We start from the raw sequence: 25,455 nt of genomic DNA, 5'->3' as shown, positions 1-25,455 counted from the left end.
GAGGTTACGGAGATGTCCAGTACCGTGCAAGAATTACTCTCTCCAAACCCAGTTATAAGTGTGAATAATGTTTCTAAAATTTATAAGCTATATGAGAAGAATACAGATCGCTTAGTGGAAGCGGTAGTCCCAATGAAGGGTAAAAGGCATAAAGAATTTTATGCTTTGAAAAACCTCTCGCTTACTATTAACAAAGGTGAGTGCATTGGGATATTGGGCAAAAATGGTGCGGGTAAGTCAACATTACTAAAGATGATCACTGGGGTACTGAAACCGAGTGAAGGGGACATTCTGGTGGATGGTAAAATTGCAGCACTCCTCGAATTGGGCGCGGGTTTCAACCCTGAACTAACCGGTTTGGAGAACATATATTTTAACGGTCGAATTATGGGGTTTTCAAAGGATGAAATGGATTTGCGTCTAGAAGATATTTTGAGCTTTGCTGATATCGATGATTTTATTCATCAACCCGTTAAAACCTATTCTAGCGGGATGTTTGCCAGGTTAGCATTTGCTGTTGCAATAAATGTTGATCCTGATATTTTAATTATCGATGAAGCATTGTCTGTCGGCGATGTTGCCTTCCAGACGAAGTGTTTTAGAAGAATTAATGAATTTATAGATCAAGGCAAAACTATTATATTTGTTACTCATTCAATGGATACGATATTGAAGTATTGTAATAGAGCTGCAGTTATTCATAATGGAGAAAATGTTGCTGAGGGAACTCCAAAAGAAATGGTAGATGTATATAAGAAAATACTGGTGAATCTTTATGATATAAGTGAGGAGTTAAAAGTAAATAAGCAAACTAGCCTCGCTGAAGTTGGCGAATGGAAAAAGAGCTTTTCTGTTAACAAAACATTACTTGAATATGGAGACAAACTGGCCGAAATCATAGACTTCGGTATTTTTGATCTAGATGGTATCCCTTCATCTAAAATTATCAGTGATGAGCCAGTCGTGATTAAGATGAAAGTTAGATTTCATGCACAATTAGAGCAACCTATTTTTGCATTTACAGTTAAGGATTTAAAAGGAAATGAAATTTGTGGAACTAATACAATGTTTGAAAATATATTGACACCAGATATAAAACCAGACGAGGAGATAATTGTGACATTCACGCAAAGTTTTAAACTCCAAAGTGGATATTATACTCTTTCTTTGGGTTGTACTGGTTTTCAGAGCGATGAATTAGTAGTCTATCACCGTTTGTATGATGTACTTTCCTTTGAGGCTTCCATTTTTAAAAATATTGTAGGTTTATATGATTTAGAGTCACAAATTCAGTTGTTTAAAAATGAAAATAGAGGGTAACCCTATGAAAACAAAAATTGGAAATGTGCTAATGAACTATGAATATTATAATGGTGAGGATCTGTATAGTGACGGTGATATAGAAAATGAAATTTTAGAAATGGTAAAAAAAGATTTTGATGTTCATGAAATCCTAAGTAAGGATGATAGATGGCCTGTTTTGTATCATTTATCACCCTATCGATTTAATTTGCTTGATTGGTACCCTTTTAAAGAAGGAAGTGCTGTATTAGAAATTGGGGCAGGTTGTGGCGGTGTTACTGGGATAATATGCGAAAAGAATGAAAAAGTTGTGGCTGTAGAGCTTTCTAAGAAGAGGGCAGAAATAAATGCCTATCGTAACAGAGATAAAAAAAATCTGGAAATTATGGTTGGGAATTTAAACGATATTCAATTCGATGAAAAGTTTGACTATATAACTCTAATAGGAGTTCTTGAGTATGCAGGGAAATTCACGAATACTGCTGAGCCTTATCTAGATTTTCTGAAGAGTATTAAAAAAATGTTAAAACCAGATGGTGTTTTGATTGTTGCCATTGAAAATAAACTGGGTTTAAAATATTGGGCTGGAAGAAAAGAAGATCACACGGGAGTTCAGTTTGAAAGCTTAGAAGGGTATATCTCTGACAAGGGTGTTAAAACCTTTGGTAAGACTGATCTAACTAATTTGCTTGAAACAGCAGGATTTCAGAATTCGCAATTTTATTACCCTATGCCGGATTATAAGCTCCCTACACAAATATTCTCCGACGATTGCTTTCCAAAAGTGGGAGAACTAGAAAAAGTAACTCCAAGTTATGATACTGAGCAAACTGTTTGTTTTGAAGAGTACTTAGTATTTAATAACATTATACAAAATGGTCACTTTGACCTTTTCGCGAATTCATTCTTAGTCTTTAGTGAAAATTATGAGGGGACTGCGAAATGAAAATTGTATACACTAAATACAACCGTAACCGTCTGCCGAGATTTCAACTTAAAACAAGTATATTAACAGATAACTCGGGAACTAATTATGTTCAAAAGGAAGCTCTAACAGTCGACAGTAAAGCTCATATCAAGCAGATCTATGACAATTATGTGTTTATGAGCAAACAATATCCACATATAAACTCCGCCAAGGCATCTTTAAAGAATGATAGTGCTATTACATTTGATTTTGCCCCAGGGAAATCTTTAGATGAGCATATGCTGGATGCGATTTCAAAAAAAAACATCCCAGATTTATTAGGATTTATTAAAGGATATATTAATTATTTGAAAACCTTTGATATTAGGCACCAAGAAGATTTTAAACCCACTACATTATTTTTGGAAATATTCGGATTTGAACCTGACTTTTCAGATGTAGAGTGTATGGCTGAAGCAAATATTGATTTAACCTTTGATAATATTTTTTTTGACGGATCTATATTTACTGTTATTGATTACGAATGGATATTTTACACATCAATTCCTTTGAATTATATAATTTATAGGAGTCTATCTAGACTGTTTTGGAAGTATGGTGAATATTTAAACTCTTTTCTGAAATTGGATGATCTTTTTGAAGAATTTCAAATTGATGAGATTGCCCAATATCAAAAAATGGAGATGGCATTCCAAGAGTATGTGCTTGGCAAAAAGCGTTTTTATAACATTGGTGATCAATATTCGAAAAAAATTGAAACTTTAAATAAGGTTTTAGATGAAAGCAAAAAGAATGAGAGTCAAACAATTAACCAACAACACTTGCTAGGTGAATATGAAGACAAAATTAATTCATTGAATAGTGAAAAAGAATTGCTTTCAATTAAATTAGAAAACAGCAAAATAACATTAAATAATAAAATGATTGAGCTAGATAATTATAAAAGTCAAGAAGCTCATTTAAAAACGGAGTCAGAAAGCATAAAAAATCAGTTTAGCCAATTACAACTTAAGTATGACACATTAAAAAAACAGCATAATGAAACTAATCTTCAGATTGACCAAAAGATTACTGAATTATTAAATCGAAGTCTTAAAAGAAGAGCGATCTTCAAAAAGACTAAGCATTTAATAGAGGAAAATCAATTTTTAATAAACGAAAAAGATAGGGTTGCTCAGCAAAGTTCGGAAGAGCTAGCTCTAAAGAATCAAGAATTGGATTTGTTAAATGAACAACTCGTAATAAAAAACATTCAAATTACTGAGTTGAGTGAACAAAATTATGAATTTAGGTTACAAATTAATCATTTGAATTTATCGCTTCATGAAATGACAGAGAAATTCAATGAAAATAATCTTGCGTATACTCATTTACAAAAGCATAATCATGAAGTTGTTTTAGAAAATGGAAGATTGTCTGATTCGTTAAAAAATCTTCAAAATGATTATCATCAGTTGAAGTATGAATTTATGCAATTGAAAAAACAAATTTTTAATGATGCACGAAGGAAGGAAGAAGATGAATGAGTAAGAAAGTGCTTGTTTTAAATCCCTATTATCCCACTCTTGGAGGAGGGGAGAAGCATATGGCCTATTTTTGTAAATTCATCGAATCCTATTATAACGATGTTGAAATTGATATATTGGTTCATAATTATAACGAAGTTAACATTCATTCGGAGTATTACCCTACCATAAATGAATTAAATAATCGTTTTGGAATTCATTTGGATAGAACTAAAATTTTAAAATTAGATTTGAAGGCACCTGGGTCATTAATAGAACACTATAAAAACAAAAAGGTTATAGAAGAAATTACAAGTAAGTATGACTTGTTTTTAAATTTCATGTTTCTAAGCAAACATATAGGCAGAGCGAAAAGAAACTTATACTCTTGTATGTTTCCACCTCAGAAATTTAGTTTTAATAAATTCCCACATAATTTAGTTGCCGATTGGTTGAATTTTCGTTTTAAGAATAGCTACAATTATTTTATAAGTAATTCTAAATTCACAAACCATTGGCTGCAACACTATTGGAGAACTGGAAAGAAAAATGTCACTATATATCCTCCTGTGTTTTTAGAAAATGAAATCAATGAAATTGAGTTTGAAAAAAAAGAAAATATTATTTTATCTGTAGGACGTTTTTTTGTAGGGGCTCATAATAAGAAACAGGATTTCTTAGTTGACTTTTTTGTAAAGAATATTCATAAATTCCAAGGATGGGAACTGCACATAGTTGGAGCATTATCTAATAACCCTGTTGATATAGAGTATGTGGCTAAAATAAAGGAGAAAATCCAAGGATATCCCATCTATCTGTACATTAATAGTGATTTGTCTCAAGTAAATAATCTCTATGATCGAGCTAAGCTTTTTTGGCATGCAACGGGATTTAATGAAGAGAGTGATCGTTTCCCTGAGAAAATGGAGCATTTTGGTATAACTACTGTAGAAGCAATGAGCAAAGGTGTTGTTCCGATTGTCATAAATAAAGGGGGACAAACAGAAATTGTTAATCAACAAAAGGATGGGTTTTTATGGAATTCCGAGGAAGAGTTACTGGAATACACTCAGGAGTTAATTAGCAACTCGGAAAAACGAGAAACTATTGCTCTTAACGCGTCCAAAAGAGCAAAGGATTTTTCAGTAGAAACTTTCTATGAAAAGAATAGGGAGATTTTTGATGTCTTATAAAATTTCAATTGTTATTGTTAACTTTAACGGGAAAAGGTATATAAAAAATCTGTTTGATTCTCTTTCTAAAATGGATTCAGCTGGTCTTACTTATGAAATAGTCTTTGTTGACAACAATTCTACTGATGATTCCATTCAATTTTTAACAGAAAGCTATCGGGATGTTTTTCCCAATTTAAAGATTTTAGAAACGAAAGAGAATCTTGGATTTGCTGGTGGTAACAATTATGGTGTTAAACATTCGGAAGGTGAATATGTTGTTTTTCTTAATAATGATACTGCGGTAGAGAAAAACTGGCTTCTCGAAATGTACACCTTTTTTAGTAGTCAGAAAAATATTGGTATGGTAGCCTCAAAGCTAATATTTTTTCATGATTTTATCAAAGTTCAAGTTAAAACCCAAGACAAAATTATAATATCTAGTAATGTACAGATAAATGATATTAGTCAAAAAGTCGATATGAAATTCACAAAAAACTTATTGTACATGGATAGTGAATTAACTTGCTTTGGTCATACTGTTTTTTACTTACCACTAATTCATGGAGTGTCAGAATATAGTATTGATTTAAAAATAATAAAAGAACACGATCAAACTACTGATTTTATAATTATAGGTGAAAATAGCTATTCTCTTCACGAAAAAATTGTCCTAGACGAAGATTTCATTAGTAATAATAAAGTAACATTGATCCAAAATGCAGGCTCTGGAGTCGATGAAGATTTTAATGGCTTTGATCAGGGTTTTTGTGAAGAAGACCAGGGACAATACGATATAGCCAGAGAAATTGATTCCTGCTGTGGAGCGGCAATGATGATAAGACGTGATTTATTTGTTGAAATAGGCGGGTTTGATAGTAAGTTTTTTATGTACTATGAAGATACTGATTTATCATATAGAGTAAAGAAACAGGGTTTGCAATTATTATTTTGTCCAACAGCACTAGTTAGACATGTACATACAGGGAGTAGCCAAGAATGGTCGCCATTTTTTGTATTCCATGTCTATCGCAATAAGCTACTGTTTATATCTAAAAATTTTAAGTTTAAAACATTTGCTAAACAATTTATTTTGTATGTTGCTCATGTGATTAAAGAGGTCTTTTTTACAAAACAAAAAACAAGCCTAAAAAGGGCGAAGCTGAAGGCATTATTTGCTGTTATAAAAATATATCCTTCCTATTGGACAAAGAAATAAAAAAATGAGGTAATAAAATGAAATTAATTTTGCTTTCAGGTGGTTCCGGTACTAGATTGTGGCCACTTTCGAATGATTCGCGTTCAAAGCAATTCTTGAAAATTTTAAAGGATGAACACGGGAATGATGAGTCAATGGTGCAACGTGTTTGGAGACAGATAAGAACTGTGTCTTTAGATTCGTCCACATTTATTACGACTAGCAAATCTCAAGTTGAGATGATACAGTCTCAACTTACTGATTGCCCGCCTTTAATTATAGAACCTGAACGAAAAGATACATTTCCAGCTATAGCTCTTTCTGCTTCATATTTATTATCTCAAACAAACGAGAGTCCTGATGAAGTTGTTGTTGTTTTGCCTGTAGATTTATATGTAGAAGATAATTTCTTTCAGCAAATTTTTCAATTGGAAAAGATAATGGATGAGGAAGAACTAAATATTGCTCTGTTGGGTGTTAAACCACTTGTTCCTACTGAGAAATATGGTTATATTCTTCCAAAGGTTAATTCTAAAAATGTTGCCTCATTACAGGAAGTTGATTGTTTTATAGAAAAACCACCTGTTGAAAGGGCTAAGGAGCTAATCGATCAATCAGCTTTATGGAATTGTGGGATATTTGCTTTTAAACTCAAGTATTTAGTAGGAATTATGGAAAACAGAGGTCTTCCAGTTCAATTTGATGAAATGGTTGAGGGATATAATAACCTTCAAAAAATTAGTTTTGACTTTGAAGTTTTGGAAAAAGAAAAAGTACTTCATGTCCTCCCTTATGAAGGGAAATGGAAAGATTTAGGGACATGGGATTCTCTGGTTGAAGAGATGGATTCTAAACAATTGGGTAAGGGCATCGTTTCCGATTGTCAACAAGTCAATCTGATTAATGAGTTAGACATACCTGTTGTGGTTTTAGGATTGAGCGATGTTGTTGTGGTAGCTAGTCCTGATGGTATATTGGTTTCAGATGTAGCAATAACGCCACAGTTGAAGAACTCTATTAAGAATCTGAATAATCGCCCAATGTATGAGGAAAGAAGATGGGGGTGGTTTAGAATCCTCGATTACAATATTAATAATGAAGATGGGGATGAAGTGCTTACAAAGAAAATCTGCATAAAAAAAGGGCAAAATTTGAGCTATCAGATGCATACTAAACGTACGGAGATTTGGAATATTATCAGTGGTAGTGGTGAGTTAGTTATTGATAATTGCATAAGTTCATTAAAAACAGGCGATAGTGTCAAAATTAGTCCGGGGCAAAAACACAGTGTATTTGCAAAGAGTGACTTGGAAATTATAGAAATACAAAAGGGTCCTGAGCTTATTGAGGAAGATGTTATAAGATTTTGTTCCGTTTGGGACGAAATTAAAGGAAAAGTTGTTAATAGTATGTGACTGTGAAGGGAGAATTGGTATGAAAGGAATAATTCTTGCAGGTGGTACAGGCTCACGTCTCTACCCTTTAACCAAGGTAACGAATAAACACTTATTACCTGTTGGTAAGTACCCAATGATCTTTCATTCGGTAAATAAACTCAAACAAGCAAACGTTCTTGATATTCTAATTGTAACCGGTAAGGACCACATGGGAGATGTTGTTAATCTTCTTGGTAGTGGTCGTGAAATGGGAGTGACGTTCACTTATAAAGTACAAGATGAAGCTGGTGGAATCGCACAAGCTCTTGACTTGGCTGAACAATTTGTGGGCGATGATCAAATGGTTGTAATTTTAGGAGACAATGTATTTGAAGATGATATTGCGCCTTTTGCGGACAATTTCCGTAACCAAACGACGGGGGCCAAGATACTACTTCAACAAGTCCAAGATCCTCATCGTTTTGGCGTGGCTGAGCTGGAAGGAGAACGAATTGTTTCTATTGAAGAAAAACCTAAAAATCCTAAAAGTAATTTTGCCGTAACGGGTATTTATATGTTTGATCATAATGTATTTGAAATTGTAAAAACGCTCAAGCCTTCCGCGCGTGGAGAACTAGAGATTACTGATGTTAACAATGCATATATTGCTAATGGGACTTTGACATACGATGTCCTTCAAGGCTGGTGGACTGATGCTGGAACCCATCCATCTCTTGCACGTGCTAATGAACTAGCTAAAGATCTCGTCTTTGGCGACGAATTTGGGAAATTAAAGCTATAAAAATTATAATTGAAGGGAGGATACATATTGATGAAAGTAATTCCTCTGAAACTAAAAGGAGCCAAAATCATTGAACCCGTGGTTCATGGTGATCACCGTGGTTTCTTTATGGAAAGTTACAATGAGCAGATCATGAAAGACAATGGTATTAATCATTCTTTTATTCAGGATAATCAGTCCTTATCTGTAGAGACTGGTGTGATCCGAGGGTTGCATTACCAGCTTAATCCTAAAGCCCAGACCAAACTCATTCGAGTGCTCTCTGGAGCCATCTATGATGTTATTGTGGATATTCGTAAAAGTTCTCCAACATTCGGCCAATGGGTCGGGGTAATCTTAAGCGAGCATAATAGACGTCAGCTGCTGGTGCCTAAAGGGTTTGCTCATGGGTTCTGTACGCTTGTTCCAAATACTCAAGTGCTGTATAAGGTAGACGAGTATTACTCACCCGAGAATGATCGGGGAATTCTGTGGAATGACTCTGCGCTAGGGATTGATTGGCCAACTTCTCAGGCTATTCTTTCAGAGAAGGATCAGAAGCATCCGGTACTGGCTGATGCAGACATTAATTTTGATTAGAGGATTAAACCTCAACTATATACACAGTTGAACTAATAAAAAACCATTTTTGTTTCTTATTAGTTCAATAAAGCATATCTTATATGTATTAGAGTATGATTTAGGAGGACTATATGAAACTTCTTGTCACCGGCGGGGCCGGATTTATTGGCAGCAACTTTGTATTATACATGTTAAAGCAACACCCAGATTACGAAATTGTGAATGTGGATGCACTCACGTATGCAGGCAATCTGGAGAATTTGAAATCCATCGAAAATCACCCTAAACATAGCTTTGTCAAAGCGGATATTACCGATACACAAACGATTGACCAGGTGATGCAGCAGGGAATTGATGTAGTGGTGAACTTTGCAGCTGAATCGCATGTAGATCGGAGCATTTTGGAACCCGAAGTGTTTGTAAAAACAAACGTATTGGGTACGCAGGTGCTACTGGATGCTGCAAAAAAGTACAAAATAACCAAGTTTGTACAGGTATCAACAGACGAGGTGTATGGCACTCTGGGTGAAACAGGCTTGTTTACGGAGGAAACTCCACTTCAGCCCAATAGCCCATACTCTGCGTCCAAGGCAGGCGGCGATTTGTTGGCTCGTGCATATCACGAGACCTTTGGTCTACCAGTGAATATCACACGTTGTTCCAACAACTATGGCCCATATCAGTTTCCGGAAAAGCTGATTCCGCTGATGATCTCACGTGCGCTGAGTGATCAGCAGCTGCCTGTATACGGGGATGGTTTGAACATTCGCGATTGGTTGTATGTAGAGGATCATTGCAGTGCAATTGATCTGGTCATTCATCAGGGTAAGTTTGGTGAGGTATACAATATCGGTGGAAATAACGAGCGGACGAATGTGCACATCGTCAAAACGGTATTGGAGGAGCTGGGCAAGCCAGAATCTCTAATTTCGTATGTGCAGGATCGTCCGGGGCATGACCGTCGTTATGGTATTGACCCGACTAAAACAATGAATGAGCTGGGCTGGAAGCCCAAGCATTCTTTTGAGACGGGCATTAAAGAAACAATTAGTTGGTATTTGGATAATAAGGAATGGTTGATCCGCATTCAATCTGGTGAATACCAGCAGTATTATGCTAAGCAGTATGACTCTCGCTTGGGGGATTCGTAGTTATGAAGGTTCTGGTTACTGGAGCATACGGCCAACTGGGCAAGGATGTGGTAAAAGTCTTTCAGGAGAAGGGTCATGATGTAGTTGGTTGCGGCCGAGATGAACTGGATATAACGAACTTGGAGCAGGCTGTTAAGATTATTGAACAATTTCAGCCTGACGCTGTGATTCACTGTGCCGCCTATACAGCAGTGGATGCGGCAGAGACGGATGTAGACAGGGCTTATCAGGTAAACGCGGCGGGAACACGAAATATGGCAATTGCTACGGAGAAGGTGGGCGCCAAGCTGGTTTATATTAGTACGGATTATGTGTTCGATGGTTCGGCGGTGCAGCCTTACCACGAGTATGATAATACCAATCCACAAAGTATCTATGGTAAATCCAAACGTGCAGGTGAAGTATTGACTCAGACGCTTTCCAGCAGGTATTTTATTGTGCGTACATCCTGGGTCTATGGATTACATGGGAATAATTTTGTTAAAACGATGCTGAAGCTTGGGCAGGAAAAGCCTCAGCTTCAGGTTGTGCATGACCAGAAAGGTTCACCAACTTACACAGTGGATTTGGCGTTTTTTTTGGTGGAGTTGGCTCAGACGGAGAAATATGGCGTTTATCACGCATCCAACAGTGGCACATGTACTTGGTATGAGTTTACGCAGGCTATTTTCCACGATGCGGCGGAACTACTTGGTGCTAAAATCACTGCAAAACTAGAACCGTGCAGTACAGAACAATTCCCGAGACCGGCAGCACGACCTTGTAATTCCGTAATGGAGCACATTTCCATTCGTGCAAATGGTTTGAAGGATTTACGTGCTTGGCGCGAAGGATTACAGTCCTTTATGAGAGAATTGGAAAAAGTAAAATAAATGTACACCTTTCTGAGCAAGAGATCTACCGAAGGGTGGGATCTCAGGAACTGTTGCTTATCCATATTATAGGGAAAGAAGAGACGGACCATTATTATAAGATATCTTATTGTTGGGATTGTTAATACTTTGGTTGGGCTTACATCTGTATTACTACTCTTTAATCTACTTAATTTTAATTATTGGGTCTCAAGTTCTGTCGGGAATATATTTGGAATTTTAGTTAGTTTTTTCTTGAATAAAAAATATACTTTTAAATCACAGAACAAAATAGTAAGCACCCTATTTAAATTTATTTTAGTGTCATTATTTTGTTATATAATATCCTATTCTATTGGTTATTTTATTTCATTAAAAAATATTATCGGAAACTGGACATTGGCCAGTAATCTATCCATTCTCCTTTCTTCTGGGCTTTATACTATATTGGGGTATATAGGACATAAAAAAATTACCTTTGCCTCTAAATAACCGGGGGTCATATGAAATCCATATTTAGCTTGCGTAATAATTTAATTATTATATGTGCTTTAATATTAGTAATCACGTTCAGTTGGCATTATGGTTCTATTTACCTCTCTTTAGGTACTTGTATCATTATCAGTGTACTATTTCTAGTATTGAATAATAGTATTAATTTTGATAAAAATACAATTAATATTTTGCGTTTAGTAATAAGCATAGGAATAGCTATAATATTTTTTATTACAGTGCTAAGCGCAAAGGTATTAAATACTTCAACCATTGATTGGCTATTATCACGTGCTGATCCCGCTCAACATTTTTTGGGGTGGCACTTTTTCAGAAATGAGCCATGGAGAGTACCCCCGGGTATTATAACTGATTTTAATACACCAACAGGAACATCTATCACTTATACTGATTCTATACCATTACTGGCCTTTTTCTTTAAAATTTTTAGTCGTTTACTTCCCAATGAATTTCAATACTTAGGAATTTGGATTCTTCTATGTTACATTCTTCAAGCTTTATTTGGTATGTTGTTTATGAGAAGGTTGACTTCTAATATTTCACTACAGCTTTTAGGCTTAATGTTTTTCATAATGAGTCCAGTTATGTTATGGAGAGCCTATGGTCATGAAGCCTTAATGGGACATTGGCTTATTCTCGCTTCACTTTACCTTATGAAAAAAGACTATAAACACATTTACTGGCTACTTCTGTTATCAGTAAGTCTTCTCGTACATCCATATCTATTTTTAATGAGTCTACTGTTCTTCTTTATAAAAATTTGCGAGCTATTATTTAACCGACTTATTAATATAACTAGTTGTTTAATTTACCTTACGACTGCAGGTGTAGTTATACTTTTAGTTCTTTGGTTTATTGGATATTTTTATTTCAGATCATCAGGAGTTTCTGATGGTTTTGGTTTCTACTCAATGAATATAAATTCTGTTTTTAATCCTCAAGGGTGGTCTCAATATGTACTTAAAGATCAGCCTAATGCTACTGGGGGGCAATATGAAGGGTTTAATTATTTAGGATTAGGGATTCTTTTGCTAATGATGTGGGGTTTTTATTCGATAGTTACAGGAAGGTCAGCTATCCATTTTAAAGGTAATACATGCTTGTTAGTTGCGAGCATTATTTTGAGCTTGATTGCATTAAGCAACATAATTACTTTTGGAGATAGAGTTTTATTTGAAATTCCAATTCCTGAATTACTGCTAAAGATATGTAATGTTGTTAGAGCCTCCGGAAGATTCTTCTGGCCCGTTTATTATATGATTATTATTTTATCTCTCACTATTGTTATTAAAAGTACTAAAACTAAAGGTGCAATGGTACTCTTGATAGTAGCATTGTCTGTACAATTTACTGACCTATCGGGGAAATTCACTGAATTTCATGAAATGTATGCAAGTGAGGCTAAATGGGATAATCCGTTAAAATCAGAAATATGGGAGAAGATTGATGGAGGGAAATACCGTAATATAGTATTTGTACCAGCAGTGGCCAACAAAGAGTCTGTTGCTTTTTCTATGTTGGCATCAAAAAAAGGTATGACTATAAACGCTGTATATACCGCAAGAGACGATTATGCTAAAAGAGAGCAATATAATAATGAGTTAACTAATAGTTTTAAAAATGGGGTTTGGGATACAAAAGGTATATATATTGTTGATAACTCATTACTTATCAGTACAATAGAAAATAAAAAGGCTAATGATTTATTTCTTTCTGTTGATGGGTTTAACTTGTTGATTCCAAATGGAGTATTAGATAAAAATTTTAAAGATTTTGATTTGAAGCCATTTGACTTTCATTATACGTATGGTCATAAAATAAATTTTGGATCAAGTGGAGACTCGCATGTTATAAAGGGCTATGGATGGGGAGAGTCTGAAGAAAAGAACACTTGGACATTTGGAAAGGAAGCAAGTTTATATTTTGTTTTAGATAAACCTAAAAAAGATTTAATGTTATCTATCAGAATGTCCCCACTAACAGGTGGTTCACTAAAAGAACAACATATAACTCTTATTGCGAATAACCATAAGATTAAAGAGTTAAGCATCACTTCAACGAGTGATTACCAATTTTTGATTCCAAAAGATATAGTAAATAATAAACTTAAAATTATTTTAAATTTACCAAATGCAGCTACTCCTAAAGAATTAGGTATAAACGGTGACACGAGAGTACTTGCTCTCTCTGTAGAGTCGTTAAGTTTAGACTAAATTAATATCTGTATGTTGACAGTTAATCTTCTACAATTGAAAGGATAGCAGATGACTAATAATGAATTTAATATATCAATTATTGTCCCTATGTTTAACGAAGGTGAAAATGTTAATGTTTTTTATGAAAGAATGACTAATTTATTAAATAGTTATGACTATAATTATACAATTATTTGTATTAATGATGGCAGTAAAGACGATACTATGGAAAGACTTAGGATTGTTGCAAGCCAAGATAAGAGAGTGAAAGTTATTAATTTATCCCGAAACTTTGGAAAAGAAATTGCTATGTCTGCGGGATTACGTTATTCACAGTCTGATATAGTAATCCCTATTGATGCTGATCTACAGGATCCTCCAGAAGTAATACCACTTCTCATTGAAAAATGGAAAGAAGGGTATGACGTAGTTTATGCAACACGCTTAAAAAGAGAAGGTGAAACTTGGTTCAAAAAATTTACTGCACATTTCTTTTATAGGGTCATAGGAAAAATGACTCGGTTTGAAATCCCTGCAGATACAGGCGATTTTAGATTGATGACAAAACAAGTTGTAGAAGCCCTCAATAAGTTGCCAGAACAGCATCGATTCATGAAGGGCTTATTTAGTTGGGTGGGTTTTAAACAAACGAGCATCTCTTATTATAGAGAGCCAAGATATGCGGGTAAAAGTAGTTTTAATTACTGGAAACTTTGGAACTTTGCTATTGAGGGAATAACTTCCTTCTCATTTGCTCCTTTACAAATAGCTACTTATTTAGGTCTGGTTATAGCAGGGCTGTCGTTACTATATGCCATATATTTAATTGTAGCGACAATTACTCTAGGTAATGCTGTAGCAGGGTATCCGTCTTTAATGGTAGCAATTTTGTTTTTTGGAGGAGTTCAACTAATGACTCTGGGGTTAATCGGTGAGTATGTGGGTAGAATATATAATGAATCCAAACGGAGACCATTGTATCTAGTAAAAGAAGAGATTAACGTAGACAATAGCCAGAGATCATTTGAACTGAAATTATTAAAATAATGATTATACTGACTGTTATTGATGAATGGGACTTACATTAACAATAAAAAGAATATATTGAGAATATCGATAATAACTCCCATTATAAATATAATGGGAGTTATTATCGATATTCATTCTAAACGATGTAAAACAGAAAGAATAATTATTACTATTCTATGCATATTTACGTATATTATTATTCGGTAAAATGTTTAAATTCTAAATTCATATTGTAGGGAGGTCATTACTCTGAACAGACCTAACGTACAAATTTTATTATCTACATATAACGGAGTAGCTTACTTAGATGAGCAAATAGAAAGTCTCATCAATCAAAAAGACGTAGAAATTCAGATTCTAATTCGTGATGATGGCTCGACAGATGATACGGTTGCCAAGTTGAGAGCGCTGAAGCAACGTTATCCTCAACAGATTTTTTTATGCCTTGAGAGCAATGTAGGGGTTATTAAAAGCTTTTTTGATCTGATTCAAAGATCGTCTGAGACATTCGACTATTACGCTTTTTGTGATCAGGATGATGTGTGGATGCCGAATAAACTTGCTCAGGCTGTGGCTCATCTCAGGGTTCAGGATGAGAGCCGACCGCTGATGTACTGTTCTGCTACTCAAATGGTCTCTCAAACATTGGAACCACTCAAAGTATGGCCAGCTGACATCCCCCGACCTGTATCCTTCTATAATGCTCTCATTGAGAATGTATGTGTAGGTTGTACCATGGTGATCAATAAAGAAACACTTCAGCTCGTGAAAAAGAGAATCCCAGATTCTTTGGATAAACTTATTATGCATGACTGGTGGATTTACTTATGCACTTCCTCTTTTGGTAAGGTTGTTTTTGACCCCGAGCCGTACATTTGGTATCGACAGCATCAAAACAATGTGCTGGGAGGTTCTACGGATGGTTGGGTTAGCAAGTGGAGGAAAAGACTAAGTAGATTTGCAAAAGGAAAAAATCGCTATATTTTAAGCAAACAAGCCCAGCAATTTATTCAACTTTATGGACAAGACATGTCTCCTCAAATGTATAAAGATATGGATCAATTCCTGGCCAGCTACCAAAAGGGTGTATTTTCTCGTATGAAATATATTTGGCAGTCTCCATTTTATAGGCAGTCACGGTTGGACAACTGGATTTATAAGTTGGTTTTTGTATTGAGGAAGTTATAGAGGTATGGAAAGAAAAAATATTGAAACTTTTTTCCATATATAAGCGTCAAATAGTCAAAGGTGCAAATGAATACTAGATAAAATACCATCGAATGCGTGTTCCTTTATGGAAAAATATAGTATAATTGAAACGTGCAACCGATAGAGCTGCCAAGGGCGGTCGGCTAACTCTCCCGAGGAGGGGGGTGAAGCCTGTGACAGTGTTTGAGGCGCTCAGTTTAATGCTGACGTTCGGGGCGTTAATCGTCACACTGTTAGAGTTTAACAAACGAAAATAGACCGCCCCCGCAAGGAAGGGTCTATTTTCGGGCCTGATTGTTCCAAAACCGTCCGCTCTTGGAGCGTTGGTTGCGCAGGGGCTGGCTGGCACCAGCCCTTTTTCCATGTATATCTTACCACGATGAATTTTAGACCTCAACCGAGGATTTTACAAAAATCTAATAAACGACTTCCAATGAACAATATATAGATCGAAATGGTTTCGTTTGTCTATATTTGCACTTTGGAGCGACTGGAATCGAATTTTTTGAAATTCTGCTAACTATGTAAGGCTACAAGTTATGTGCTTTTTTGCGCCCTGTGGTCTGCGCGGTATGCTATAATAGGCGATAGTAGAATAGATTACTGAATTTGTCAGGAGCGTTTTAAATATGGATGTAAGCATACTGGTCGTCAACTATAATACGTGTCAATTGACGCTGGATTGTTTGCAATCGGTGTATGCGTCAAAGTCGCAGTACCGATATGAAGTGATTGTGATTGATAATCACTCTAGTGACGGATCTGTTGAGGCTATTCGTGCTGCATACCCGGAGATTACGTTGATAGCCAATAAGAATAATACAGGTTTTGCCAAGGCGAACAACCAGGGGATGGAAGTAGCCAGCGGGCGTTATGTATTGTTATTGAACTCCGATACGTTGGTGCAACCGGACACGCTGGATACAATGATTCAGTTTATGGATACGCATCCTGAGATGGGAGCATCGGGCTGTAAGGTCATCTTGCCAGATGGCTCGCTAGATAAGGCTTGTAAGCGTGGCTTTCCAACGCCGTCAGCTTCTTTTTACTACGCTTTCGGCTGGTCGAAGCGCTACCCGGATAACCCGAAGTACAATCAATATCAGCTTGGGCATCTAAGCCCGGACGATGAGTATCCTGTAGATGTACTGGTAGGTGCTTTTATGCTGGTGCGCCGGGAGACGATTGACCAGGTCGGGGGGTTGGACGAAACCTTTTTTATGTATGGTGAGGATGTTGACTGGTGTTACCGGATTAAGCAAGCCGGGTGGGGCATTTACTACTACCCGCGCACATATATTATTCATATCAAAGGGGGCAGCGCTCGCCGTCGTCCTTTGAAAATTATTTATGAGTTTCATAGAGCTATGTGGGTATTTCATCGTAAGCATTATAAACAGCAATACAGTTGGATCACCAATATGGCTGTATATGCGGGAATTTCGGTGAAGTTTGGAATGGCCTTTCTAAAAAATATGTTGTCCACACCGGTCAAGCCGGACGGCGGGGAACAATCTCATACTGAGGTGAAAGCATGATACGCAGAAATCAGCGTTTTTTAACCCAATTATATATTGTGGCGGATTTCGCGGTCATTCAATTGTCCTTTCTGATCGCTTGGTTTTTCAAATTTGAAAGTGAATGGATCACCTATACAGAACCGCTTCCTATTCAAGTATATGGAGGCTGGAGCTTAATTTACGGCCTGATTGCCGTAGTGCTGGGGATGTTATTTTCGCTCTATTCGCCCAAACGCAAAAAACGATTTGCAGATGATGTATTTCGCGTCACCCAGATTCATATCGTTGGCCTGTTCGTGCTGTTGAGTGTGATGTTCTTCGTGAAACAAATCGACATCTCGCGGTCCTATCTGGCAATCTATATGGTTGGGAATGTGCTGCTTATTTTGTTTTACCGGTTCTTTTTGAAGCAAGTTCTTAAAGCTCTCCGTCAAAAAGGGTACAACAAGCAATTCATGCTTATTCTCGGAGCGGGCACTCTAGGCCAACGATTTTATCATAATCTTGGACAGTATCCTGATCTGGGATACGAGGTCGTGGGCTTTCTTGATGATAAGCGGCATTGGAGTGAAGAGGAAGCGGCGCATTTCCGCCCGATTCTTGGAGGCTTAGATCAATTGGAGGCTACGCTGTCGCGTCTGATGATTGACGAGGTCATTCTGGCGCTTCCGCTGGATGCCCATGATAAGTACCCCAAGATTATCAACATGTGTGAAAAGGCAGGAGTGCGCACGCTTATAATCCCCGACTTTTTCGATTATTTGCCGGCTCGTCCGTACTTTGATAACTTTGCAGGTATGCCGATGATTAATGTACGGGATATTCCACTGGATGTGGCGGGGAATCGATTGTTTAAGCGTCTATTCGATATTTTATTCTCTTTATTCGCGATTCTTCTGACCTCTCCGATCATGCTGGCAGTGGCGATTGGTGTAATGATCACATCCAGAGGGCCCATCATTTTTAAGCAGGAGCGGGTAGGCTTGAACCGTCGCACTTTCCGAATGTACAAATTTCGTTCGATGAAGGTGTTACCTCCTGGAACTGAAGATACGGGCTGGACAACTGCTAATGACCCAAGACGCACACGTTTTGGTACTTTTATTCGTAAAACGAGTCTCGACGAGCTGCCTCAATTTTTCAACGTTCTTCTGGGTGATATGAGTGTCGTTGGTCCACGCCCAGAACGCCCCTATTATGTGGATCAGTTCCGTGAGGAAATTCCAAAATACATGGTGAAGCATCATGTTCGTCCTGGAATCACAGGCTGGGCACAGAGCAACGGGTTGCGTGGAGATACATCTATTGAGGAACGGATTAAGCATGACATCTTCTATATTGAGAACTGGTCGCTCTTATTCGATATTAAAATTATTTTCCGCACGATTCGCAACGGTTTCAAGAACGCGTATTAATACAGAAGCACCCTTCGGTTTAGCCGGAGGGTGCTTTTGCGTCTGGCAGTTGTTTTGAGCATGCGTATGTGGGGTATTGACCTGTACGAAAAGGATGTGACACCCCATGAAACGATTGATTGTTTCGGTTATTCTTTTAATGTTAATCGGCACATTTTTACTGGAATACAAAGGAAAATCTACAGAAGAACATACTGGCTTTACCACGCACCGTGTGATTTCGCATGCCATGGGAGCCGTTGATGGTTTGGCTTATACTAATGCGCGTGAAGCGTTTGTGGAGAATTATAAAAAAGGCAGCCGCGTATTCGAGGTCGACCTGATGTTTACATCGGATGGACAATTGGTGGCGCGCCATGAATGGACAGAATCTTTTACAGAGCAAATGCAACAGGAACATGCAGTTGCTACGGAACAGGGCGGAAAACCTTGGGGCTATCATCAATTTAAGAACACCCCCATACACGGTTCCTACACCCCGGTAGATTGGAAGGATGTATTGGATTTATTGGAAACATACCCGGATGCTTATATTGTGACCGATACGAAAGAACAGGACCCTGCCCAAATCAAACAGTTGTTTGCGCAACTGACCCGTCAGGCACAGGAGAAAAACCCCAATCTTTTGTCCCGTATTGTTCCTCAAATTTATAATGAAGAAATGTTGCGGACGTTACGAAGTATTTATCCTTACCCATCCATTATTTATACGCTCTATGCCACAGAAGATAAGGACGACCAGATCATTCGATTTGTACAAGAAAATGATATAACGGCAGTAACTTTACCAGAGAATCGGGTGAGTGGTGCTTTAGTGGAAAGTTTGCGTCAGGCAGGGGTGGTGTGCTACGTAAATACCATTAATGAGTTGAAGGATGCGGCTGAGTATGAACAGATGGGTGTACGAGGTTTCTATACAGATATTTTAACGGAAAAAGAACTTAGTGAACGCAGTTGGTTGTATGCTTTACGACCATGAGTTGTCTGAACGGGGTGTTCCCATTTGATACGAACATTGACACCTTTTAAGCACTATCATAGACTTAGCATAGAACGCTTTTGGATATTGGAATTCGGCTCGCCTGGATCGTGACAAAAGCAATGAATGCTGGAGGAATGTGTGTTGGCAGATTCAATTCAATCATGGAGGCATGTGTTTAAGCTTGATCCTGACAAGGAACTGGATGATGGTGCGCTTGACGCTGTGTGTATGTCTGGTACGGATGCGATTATGGTAGGAGGTTCCTCAGGTATTACCTATGAAAATACGGTGGATTTGCTGTCGAGGGTTCGGCGTTATGAGGTGCCGTGCGTGCTTGAGGTGTCCGATCTGGAGGCTGTAGTGCCAGGGTTTGATCTATATATGATTCCTATGGTACTGAATACCACTGACAGTAATTGGATTCTAGGGCAGCACCAACGTGCGATTGAACAGCTTGGTTATATGATCCCGTGGGATTTGCTTGTGGCGGAAGGATATATTGTTTTGAACGGTGATTCTACGGTCGCTAAGCTTACCGGAGCAGATACTTCGCTGGGTGCTTCATCTGCCGTCTCATATGCACAGATTGCTGACAAGCTCATGCATCTGCCGATTGTATATGTTGAATATAGCGGTGCTTTTGGGGATATGGAGCTGGTGCAGAAAATACATCGCAGTACGGAGCGCTCTCGTGTCCTATACGGAGGAGGTATCGTGGATAAATCTACCGCGTTACAAGCGGCTGCTGTTTGTGACACCATTGTAGTAGGGAACATCATTTATCGTGACTTGGCGAAAGCGCTGGAGACGGTAGCTGTGAAATTGGAAGTATAGAACGTGAATTTATGGAAGCTCAGGGAAAGGAGCATGCACGCATGCAATCAATAGATATACACGAGGCGGTAGCTCGCCTTAATCCGCCTCAGCGTCAGGCTGTGGAGGCGGTAGATGGTCCGCTGCTGATTATGGCTGGCGCAGGCAGTGGTAAAACACGGGTACTCACGCACCGAATAGCCTACCTCATCGCGACCCGCAAGACGGCTCCATGGGGCATTTTGGCGATTACCTTTACGAACAAGGCCGCGCGTGAGATGCAGGATCGCGTATCCAAGCTGATTGGCCCACAGGGAAGAGATGTGTGGGTATCCACCTTCCACTCGATGTGTGTGCGTATTTTACGTCGGGATATCGAGCGGATTGGATTCACCTCGAATTTCAGCATTTTGGATTCTACGGATCAATTGTCTGTCATTCGGAGCTGCATGAAGGATCTGAATATAGACACCAAAAAGTTTGAACCCAAAGCGGTTCAGTCTATGATGAGTACGGCTAAAAATGAACTGGTCACTCCCGAAATGTATGAACGTAAGATTGGCGACTATTTTGAGGGGATTGTGGCGAAGGTATATACCAAGTACCAACAACGACTCAAAAATAACAACTCTCTTGATTTTGATGATTTGATCATGGCAACGATTCAGCTTTTTAAAGAAGTACCTGAGGTACTGGATTTCTATCAGAAGAAATTTCAATACATTCATGTTGATGAATATCAAGATACGAACCGTGCGCAGTACATGCTGTGCAAAATGCTGGCCGACAAGCATCACCGGATTTGCGTAGTAGGTGACAGTGACCAATCCATCTATCGGTGGCGGGGGGCGGATATTAGCAACATTTTGAATTTTGAAGAGGACTACCCGGAAGCGCGCACCATTTTGCTGGAGCAGAACTACCGGTCCACCTCAAATATTCTCAATGCTGCCAACGAAGTTATTGGTCAGAATACAGGCCGCAAGCCGAAAAAACTATGGACTGACAAAGAAGGCGGAGCCAAGATTAAAGTTTATCGTGCTGACTCTGAGCATGATGAGGGCTACTTTATCGCCTCCGAAATTCATAAGAATATTAATGCGGGCAAAACATATAGCCATCATGCCATTTTGTACCGTACGAATGCTCAGTCTCGGGTTGTCGAGGAAATTTTGATTAAATCCGATATTCCTTACCAGATCGTGGGCGGTATCAAGTTCTATGATCGGAAGGAAATTAAGGATTTGCTGGCGTATCTTCGCCTGCTCTCGAATCCTGACGACGACATCAGCTTGATCCGAATCATTAATGTGCCAAAACGAAGCATCGGAGACACAACCGTCGGCAAATTGCAGGCAGCTGCAGCAGAACGTGGAGTTTCAATTTTCCGTGTCCTTCAAGTTGTAGACGATTTGGGCTTTGCAGGACGTACGCGCAATGCGTTGGTAGAGTTTTACGATATGATCGAAGGTTTAAGTCGGATGGTAGACTACCTGTCAGTTACCGAGTTAACAGAAAAAATGCTGGAAACCACCCAATATCGCTTGGAGCTGCAAAACGAGAATACACTCGAGTCACGCTCACGTTTGGAGAATATTGATGAGTTCCTGTCGGTAACCATGGAATTTGAAAAAGGAGCGGAAGACAAGTCACTCGTCTCCTTCCTGACCGACCTTGCGCTAATTGCCGATATTGATTCCATGAATGACGATGAAGAAGAGCAAAGCGATGCGGTTGTATTGATGACCATGCATAGCGCCAAAGGATTGGAGTTTCCCATCGTATTTATTGTCGGTATGGAGGAGGGAGTATTCCCTCATAGTCGTGCCTTTCTAGATAACGAAGAGCTGGAGGAAGAGCGCAGATTGGCGTATGTCGGGATTACCCGTGCAGAGGAGCAACTGTTCCTTACATGCGCACAGATGCGCACTCTGTTTGGCCGCACCACAGCTAACCCGCCTTCCCGCTTTCTCGAAGAGATTCCGGACGAGTTAAAAGAGGATACGATCATCAAACGTGACCGCTACCGTCGTTCAGGCAATGTAGGCGGATCTTATGGTGGGCGCGGACTGAATAAAGGTGGTGGCAGCAACTTTGGTGGAGAACGCTCGTTTGATACGATGAGCCGTAGTGGTTCGTCCGCTTCCGCGTCACCTCGCGTAACAGTAACGACATCTTCATCCGCGAAACCCACTCCGGCTGCTTCGGCAGGAGGCCCCTCCATTTTTGCTGCTGGAGACAAGGTACAGCATGGTAAATGGGGGATTGGAACTATTGTAGCTGTAAAAGGGACGGGCAATGATATGGAGCTTCAAATTGCTTTCCCGGCTCCAGTAGGGGTTAAACGACTGTTAGCTGGCTTTGCACCGATTACAAAAGTAGAATAAATCTCAAACATCATTAAATCTCGAACCTCATGAGTGGCAGCTTGGTTTAGGACCTCTGCCCTGATGAAGTTCCCGGAGGGATACGCCTGCATGAACCCAATGCACAGGATGGAGCAGCTTGTTGCTGAACTGAACACATATAACTATCATTACTACACACTGGATGAACCCAAGGTCAGCGACAAAGAATATGATGTGCTTTATGACGAGCTGGTAGCGCTTGAACAGACGAGCGGTCTTGTGCTGCCGGATTCGCCGACACAGCGTGTGGGCGGGGAGTTACTCAAAGGGTTCACACCGCATCGCCACCTTGCCCCATTATGGAGCCTTGATAAAGCTCAGAATATGGAACAGCTGCGTGCATGGAACGCGCGTGTCGTGAAGCTGGTCAATGATTACAATACCAAGAACCCAGAGCAACCTTTGCCATCTCCAGGTTATGCGATAGAACTTAAATTTGATGGTCTAACGCTGAACCTGACATATACTGATGGACAGCTGGTACAGGCTTCTACCCGCGGTAATGGTGTGGTGGGTGAGGGGATATTGGCGCAGGTAAAAACGATTAAATCCGTGCCACTTACAATTCCTTTTCGAAATGGAACTATTGAAGTTCAGGGAGAAGGGATAATGAATCTCTCTGTACTGTCCAAATATAATGAGACTGCCGCTGACCCTCTTAAAAACGCACGCAACGCTGCAGCTGGCGCTTTGCGTAACTTGAATCCCAAAGTGACAGCAGAACGGCGATTGAATGCATTTTTCTACAATGTGGGTTATGCAGACCGTATCCAGTTTAACAGCCACCAGGAAATGATGACTTTCCTGCGTGAAAATCATTTTAAGGTAAACCCTTACCTGACTTACTTTGATAATTTTGAAGATGTAATGGAGCAACTGATTGAGATTGAAGAATCTCGTGCCGGATTGGATTACCTCATTGATGGGGCAGTATTGAAAATTACAGATATGCGCACACGTGAGGCTCTCGGGTATACCGATAAATTCCCGCGCTGGGCGGTGGCCTATAAGTTCGAAGCCGAGGAGACAACAACGGTGCTTAACTCGGTTGAGTGGAATGTAGGACGAACGGGTAAAATCACCCCACTTGCAAGGGTAGAGCCGGTAGAACTGGCGGGAGTCACTGTACAAAATTGTACACTGAACAATGCTGGTGACATCGAGCGCAAAAACTTGAAGTTTGCTTTGGGTGCACGTGTGTTTATCCGTCGCTCAAACGATGTCATTCCGGAGATATTAGGAAAGGTAACATCTGAGCACGACGGAGAGGAAATTGTCGTACCAGATCATTGTCCAGCCTGCGGGTTTCCGTTGCAGCAGCGAGGTGCCCATTTGTTTTGCGACAATAAGCTGGGTTGTAAACCACAAATTGTAGCTCGTATTTCCCATTTTGCTTCACGTGATGCTATGGATATTGAGACATTCAGTGACAAAACGGCCATACAGCTGCATGACGAACTGGAAGTGCGCGAGCCTGCGGATCTGTATACACTCCAATATGATGATCTTGTGAAGCTGGAGCGGTTTGGTGAAAAAAAGGCCAGTAACCTCTTGGCGGCACTAGAAAAGAGTAAAGAGAGAGATTTGGCTTCTTTCCTTTATGCTCTGGGTATACCGAATACCGGTAAAGCAACAACACGCATGTTGGCTGAACACTACCGTGATTTGCACAAGACGATGTCCGCTACGGTGGAAGAACTGATAGAACTACCGGATGTGGGCGGGATTGTAGCCGAAAGCATTGTTGCTTTCTTTGCAGATCCATTTACTCAGGCGGGAATTGAAAAGATGCTGTCTCTAGGGGTGAAAGCTCAGGCCCCTGAAGCTCCACAGGAGAAGAAGACAGACAGCTTTTTCAGTGGCAAAACGGTCGTGCTTACAGGTACCTTGCATCAGCTTACGCGTGACGAAGCTGCATCCAAGCTGGAGGCGCTGGGAGCCAAAGTTGCGGGGTCTGTATCGAAAAAGACGGATCTAGTCATAGCTGGTGAAAAGGCTGGGAGTAAGCTGGCTAAGGCCCAACAGCTCGGAATTGACACCATAGAAGATGAGGATGAATTTATCAGACTGCTGGAACAAGAATAATAGTTTTGCAATGAGTGCAGTCATTCCGCTCTGGGGCGGGGTGGCTGCCTTATTATCTGTTGTATAGTAGGAAATAAAATAGATATAAATAAATGCTTGCTAAATAACTTTAGGCATGATATATTATTAGACGTTGCTTTGAGAGTATCATTTCTTGAAGCGAGGTTGCTGAAAAGATAATTGAAAAAAAGTTTTGACAAGAAAGCAACCAACGTGATATGATATAATTCCTGGCTCGTTGAACGAACGAGAACAGACAAGTTCTTTGAAAACTGAACAAATGGATGATGAAAAAAAGATTTCTTCTTTTATAAAGAAGAATCGCTAGCATTAAAAATGAGCTTATCGCTCTTTCTATAAACCAACTTCGGTTGGTCTTTAATGGAGAGTTTGATCCTGGCTCAGGACGAACGCTGGCGGCGTGCCTAATACATGCAAGT

The 25,455-nt window shown here is 39.1% G+C and carries 21 protein-coding genes, 1 rRNA gene and 1 pseudogene; all 23 read left to right on the top strand.

Annotated elements, in window-relative coordinates; genetic code table 11:
* The first annotated feature begins 12 nt into the window (after positions 1 to 12).
* Positions 13 to 1,320 (top strand): ABC transporter ATP-binding protein, encoded by a 1,308-nt coding sequence (locus tag NLX78_RS11530; RefSeq protein WP_250260307.1) that lies wholly within the window; start codon positions 13 to 15, stop codon positions 1,318 to 1,320.
* Positions 1,321 to 1,324: 4 nt separating this feature from the next.
* Positions 1,325 to 2,248 (top strand): class I SAM-dependent methyltransferase, encoded by a 924-nt coding sequence (locus NLX78_RS11525; protein ID WP_250260308.1) that lies wholly within the window; start codon positions 1,325 to 1,327, stop codon positions 2,246 to 2,248.
* Complete coding sequence (locus tag NLX78_RS11520) at positions 2,245 to 3,756, top strand: coiled-coil domain-containing protein (RefSeq protein WP_254350461.1); 1,512 nt, start codon at positions 2,245 to 2,247, stop codon at positions 3,754 to 3,756. The genes NLX78_RS11525 and NLX78_RS11520 overlap by 4 nt, the downstream gene beginning before the upstream one ends.
* Complete coding sequence (locus NLX78_RS11515) at positions 3,753 to 4,928, top strand: glycosyltransferase family 4 protein (RefSeq protein ID WP_250260310.1); 1,176 nt, start codon at positions 3,753 to 3,755, stop codon at positions 4,926 to 4,928. The genes NLX78_RS11520 and NLX78_RS11515 overlap by 4 nt, the downstream gene beginning before the upstream one ends.
* Positions 4,918 to 6,126 carry a glycosyltransferase family 2 protein gene (locus tag NLX78_RS11510; RefSeq protein WP_250260311.1) on the top strand — a complete coding sequence of 403 codons (1,209 nt, stop codon included), beginning with the start codon at positions 4,918 to 4,920 and terminating at the stop codon, positions 6,124 to 6,126. Before NLX78_RS11515 ends, NLX78_RS11510 begins: the two co-directional genes overlap by 11 nt.
* Before the next feature lie 17 nt (positions 6,127 to 6,143).
* Complete coding sequence (locus NLX78_RS11505; RefSeq protein ID WP_250260312.1) at positions 6,144 to 7,520, top strand: sugar phosphate nucleotidyltransferase; 1,377 nt, start codon at positions 6,144 to 6,146, stop codon at positions 7,518 to 7,520.
* A gap of 19 nt (positions 7,521 to 7,539) precedes the next feature.
* A complete protein-coding gene (locus NLX78_RS11500; RefSeq protein WP_250260313.1) occupies positions 7,540 to 8,283 on the top strand; it encodes a sugar phosphate nucleotidyltransferase in 744 nt (247 codons plus the stop codon).
* Between the two features lie 30 nt (positions 8,284 to 8,313).
* A complete protein-coding gene (gene rfbC / locus NLX78_RS11495; RefSeq protein ID WP_250260314.1) occupies positions 8,314 to 8,862 on the top strand; it encodes a dTDP-4-dehydrorhamnose 3,5-epimerase in 549 nt (182 codons plus the stop codon).
* Between the two features lie 113 nt (positions 8,863 to 8,975).
* Positions 8,976 to 9,995 (top strand): dTDP-glucose 4,6-dehydratase, encoded by a 1,020-nt coding sequence (gene rfbB, locus NLX78_RS11490; RefSeq protein WP_250260315.1) that lies wholly within the window; start codon positions 8,976 to 8,978, stop codon positions 9,993 to 9,995.
* A gap of 2 nt (positions 9,996 to 9,997) precedes the next feature.
* The gene (gene rfbD / locus NLX78_RS11485) at positions 9,998 to 10,867 is read left to right on the top strand and encodes a dTDP-4-dehydrorhamnose reductase (RefSeq protein WP_250260316.1); all 870 of its coding nucleotides are present in this window, start codon (positions 9,998 to 10,000) and stop codon (positions 10,865 to 10,867) included.
* 90 nt (positions 10,868 to 10,957) lie between these two features.
* Positions 10,958 to 11,338, top strand: a complete 381-nt coding sequence (locus tag NLX78_RS11480) for a GtrA family protein (RefSeq protein ID WP_328802873.1) — start codon at positions 10,958 to 10,960, stop codon at positions 11,336 to 11,338.
* A gap of 11 nt (positions 11,339 to 11,349) precedes the next feature.
* Complete coding sequence (locus NLX78_RS11475; RefSeq protein ID WP_254350460.1) at positions 11,350 to 13,572, top strand: DUF6311 domain-containing protein; 2,223 nt, start codon at positions 11,350 to 11,352, stop codon at positions 13,570 to 13,572.
* A 51-nt stretch (positions 13,573 to 13,623) separates the two neighbouring features.
* The gene (locus NLX78_RS11470; RefSeq protein WP_250260319.1) at positions 13,624 to 14,601 is read left to right on the top strand and encodes a glycosyltransferase family 2 protein; all 978 of its coding nucleotides are present in this window, start codon (positions 13,624 to 13,626) and stop codon (positions 14,599 to 14,601) included.
* A gap of 198 nt (positions 14,602 to 14,799) precedes the next feature.
* Positions 14,800 to 15,156: pseudogene (locus NLX78_RS26515) on the top strand (glycosyltransferase); the annotation flags it as partial.
* A gap of 162 nt (positions 15,157 to 15,318) precedes the next feature.
* Positions 15,319 to 15,771, top strand: a complete 453-nt coding sequence (locus NLX78_RS26510) for a glycosyltransferase family protein (RefSeq protein WP_302057356.1) — start codon at positions 15,319 to 15,321, stop codon at positions 15,769 to 15,771.
* Between the two features lie 185 nt (positions 15,772 to 15,956).
* A complete protein-coding gene (locus NLX78_RS26725) occupies positions 15,957 to 16,049 on the top strand; it encodes a putative holin-like toxin (RefSeq protein WP_219727884.1) in 93 nt (30 codons plus the stop codon).
* A 372-nt stretch (positions 16,050 to 16,421) separates the two neighbouring features.
* The gene (locus tag NLX78_RS11460; protein WP_254350459.1) at positions 16,422 to 17,330 is read left to right on the top strand and encodes a glycosyltransferase family 2 protein; all 909 of its coding nucleotides are present in this window, start codon (positions 16,422 to 16,424) and stop codon (positions 17,328 to 17,330) included.
* Complete coding sequence (locus NLX78_RS11455) at positions 17,327 to 18,727, top strand: undecaprenyl-phosphate glucose phosphotransferase (protein ID WP_235306439.1); 1,401 nt, start codon at positions 17,327 to 17,329, stop codon at positions 18,725 to 18,727. Before NLX78_RS11460 ends, NLX78_RS11455 begins: the two co-directional genes overlap by 4 nt.
* A 106-nt stretch (positions 18,728 to 18,833) precedes the next feature.
* Entirely contained in the window at positions 18,834 to 19,706 is an 873-nt protein-coding gene (locus NLX78_RS11450) for a phosphatidylinositol-specific phospholipase C/glycerophosphodiester phosphodiesterase family protein (protein ID WP_254350458.1), read from the top strand.
* A 144-nt stretch (positions 19,707 to 19,850) separates the two neighbouring features.
* Positions 19,851 to 20,543 (top strand): heptaprenylglyceryl phosphate synthase, encoded by a 693-nt coding sequence (gene pcrB, locus NLX78_RS11445; RefSeq protein WP_483311677.1) that lies wholly within the window; start codon positions 19,851 to 19,853, stop codon positions 20,541 to 20,543.
* Positions 20,544 to 20,584: 41 nt separating this feature from the next.
* Positions 20,585 to 22,909 carry a DNA helicase PcrA gene (gene pcrA, locus NLX78_RS11440; RefSeq protein WP_061831733.1) on the top strand — a complete coding sequence of 775 codons (2,325 nt, stop codon included), beginning with the start codon at positions 20,585 to 20,587 and terminating at the stop codon, positions 22,907 to 22,909.
* Between the two features lie 90 nt (positions 22,910 to 22,999).
* On the top strand, positions 23,000 to 25,015 hold the full coding sequence (gene ligA / locus NLX78_RS11435) for an NAD-dependent DNA ligase LigA (protein ID WP_254350456.1): 2,016 nt from the start codon (positions 23,000 to 23,002) through the stop codon (positions 25,013 to 25,015).
* Positions 25,016 to 25,393: 378 nt separating this feature from the next.
* Positions 25,394 to 25,455, top strand: a 16S ribosomal RNA gene (locus NLX78_RS11430); the annotation flags it as partial.

Source organism: Paenibacillus sp. Lou8.1 (assembly GCF_024213565.1).
Lineage (GTDB): Bacteria > Bacillota > Bacilli > Paenibacillales > Paenibacillaceae > Paenibacillus > Paenibacillus polymyxa_B.
This window is presented reverse-complemented; position numbering and strand designations above follow the sequence as displayed.

Bases quoted from the DNA above. Each gene is read 5' to 3' on its own strand.
- NLX78_RS11530 (WP_250260307.1), top strand. From the start codon at position 13: ATGTCCAGTACCGTGCAAGAATTACTCTCTCCAAACCCAGTTATAAGT.
- NLX78_RS11525 (WP_250260308.1), top strand. From the start codon at position 1,325: ATGAAAACAAAAATTGGAAATGTGCTAATGAACTATGAATATTATAAT.
- NLX78_RS11520 (WP_254350461.1), top strand. From the start codon at position 2,245: ATGAAAATTGTATACACTAAATACAACCGTAACCGTCTGCCGAGATTT.
- NLX78_RS11515 (WP_250260310.1), top strand. From the start codon at position 3,753: ATGAGTAAGAAAGTGCTTGTTTTAAATCCCTATTATCCCACTCTTGGA.
- NLX78_RS11510 (WP_250260311.1), top strand. From the start codon at position 4,918: ATGTCTTATAAAATTTCAATTGTTATTGTTAACTTTAACGGGAAAAGG.
- NLX78_RS11505 (WP_250260312.1), top strand. From the start codon at position 6,144: ATGAAATTAATTTTGCTTTCAGGTGGTTCCGGTACTAGATTGTGGCCA.
- NLX78_RS11500 (WP_250260313.1), top strand. From the start codon at position 7,540: ATGAAAGGAATAATTCTTGCAGGTGGTACAGGCTCACGTCTCTACCCT.
- rfbC (WP_250260314.1), top strand. From the start codon at position 8,314: ATGAAAGTAATTCCTCTGAAACTAAAAGGAGCCAAAATCATTGAACCC.
- rfbB (WP_250260315.1), top strand. From the start codon at position 8,976: ATGAAACTTCTTGTCACCGGCGGGGCCGGATTTATTGGCAGCAACTTT.
- rfbD (WP_250260316.1), top strand. From the start codon at position 9,998: ATGAAGGTTCTGGTTACTGGAGCATACGGCCAACTGGGCAAGGATGTG.
- NLX78_RS11475 (WP_254350460.1), top strand. From the start codon at position 11,350: ATGAAATCCATATTTAGCTTGCGTAATAATTTAATTATTATATGTGCT.
- NLX78_RS11470 (WP_250260319.1), top strand. From the start codon at position 13,624: ATGACTAATAATGAATTTAATATATCAATTATTGTCCCTATGTTTAAC.
- NLX78_RS26510 (WP_302057356.1), top strand. From the start codon at position 15,319: ATGGTGATCAATAAAGAAACACTTCAGCTCGTGAAAAAGAGAATCCCA.
- NLX78_RS11460 (WP_254350459.1), top strand. From the start codon at position 16,422: ATGGATGTAAGCATACTGGTCGTCAACTATAATACGTGTCAATTGACG.
- NLX78_RS11455 (WP_235306439.1), top strand. From the start codon at position 17,327: ATGATACGCAGAAATCAGCGTTTTTTAACCCAATTATATATTGTGGCG.
- NLX78_RS11450 (WP_254350458.1), top strand. From the start codon at position 18,834: ATGAAACGATTGATTGTTTCGGTTATTCTTTTAATGTTAATCGGCACA.
- pcrA (WP_061831733.1), top strand. From the start codon at position 20,585: ATGCAATCAATAGATATACACGAGGCGGTAGCTCGCCTTAATCCGCCT.
- ligA (WP_254350456.1), top strand. From the start codon at position 23,000: ATGAACCCAATGCACAGGATGGAGCAGCTTGTTGCTGAACTGAACACA.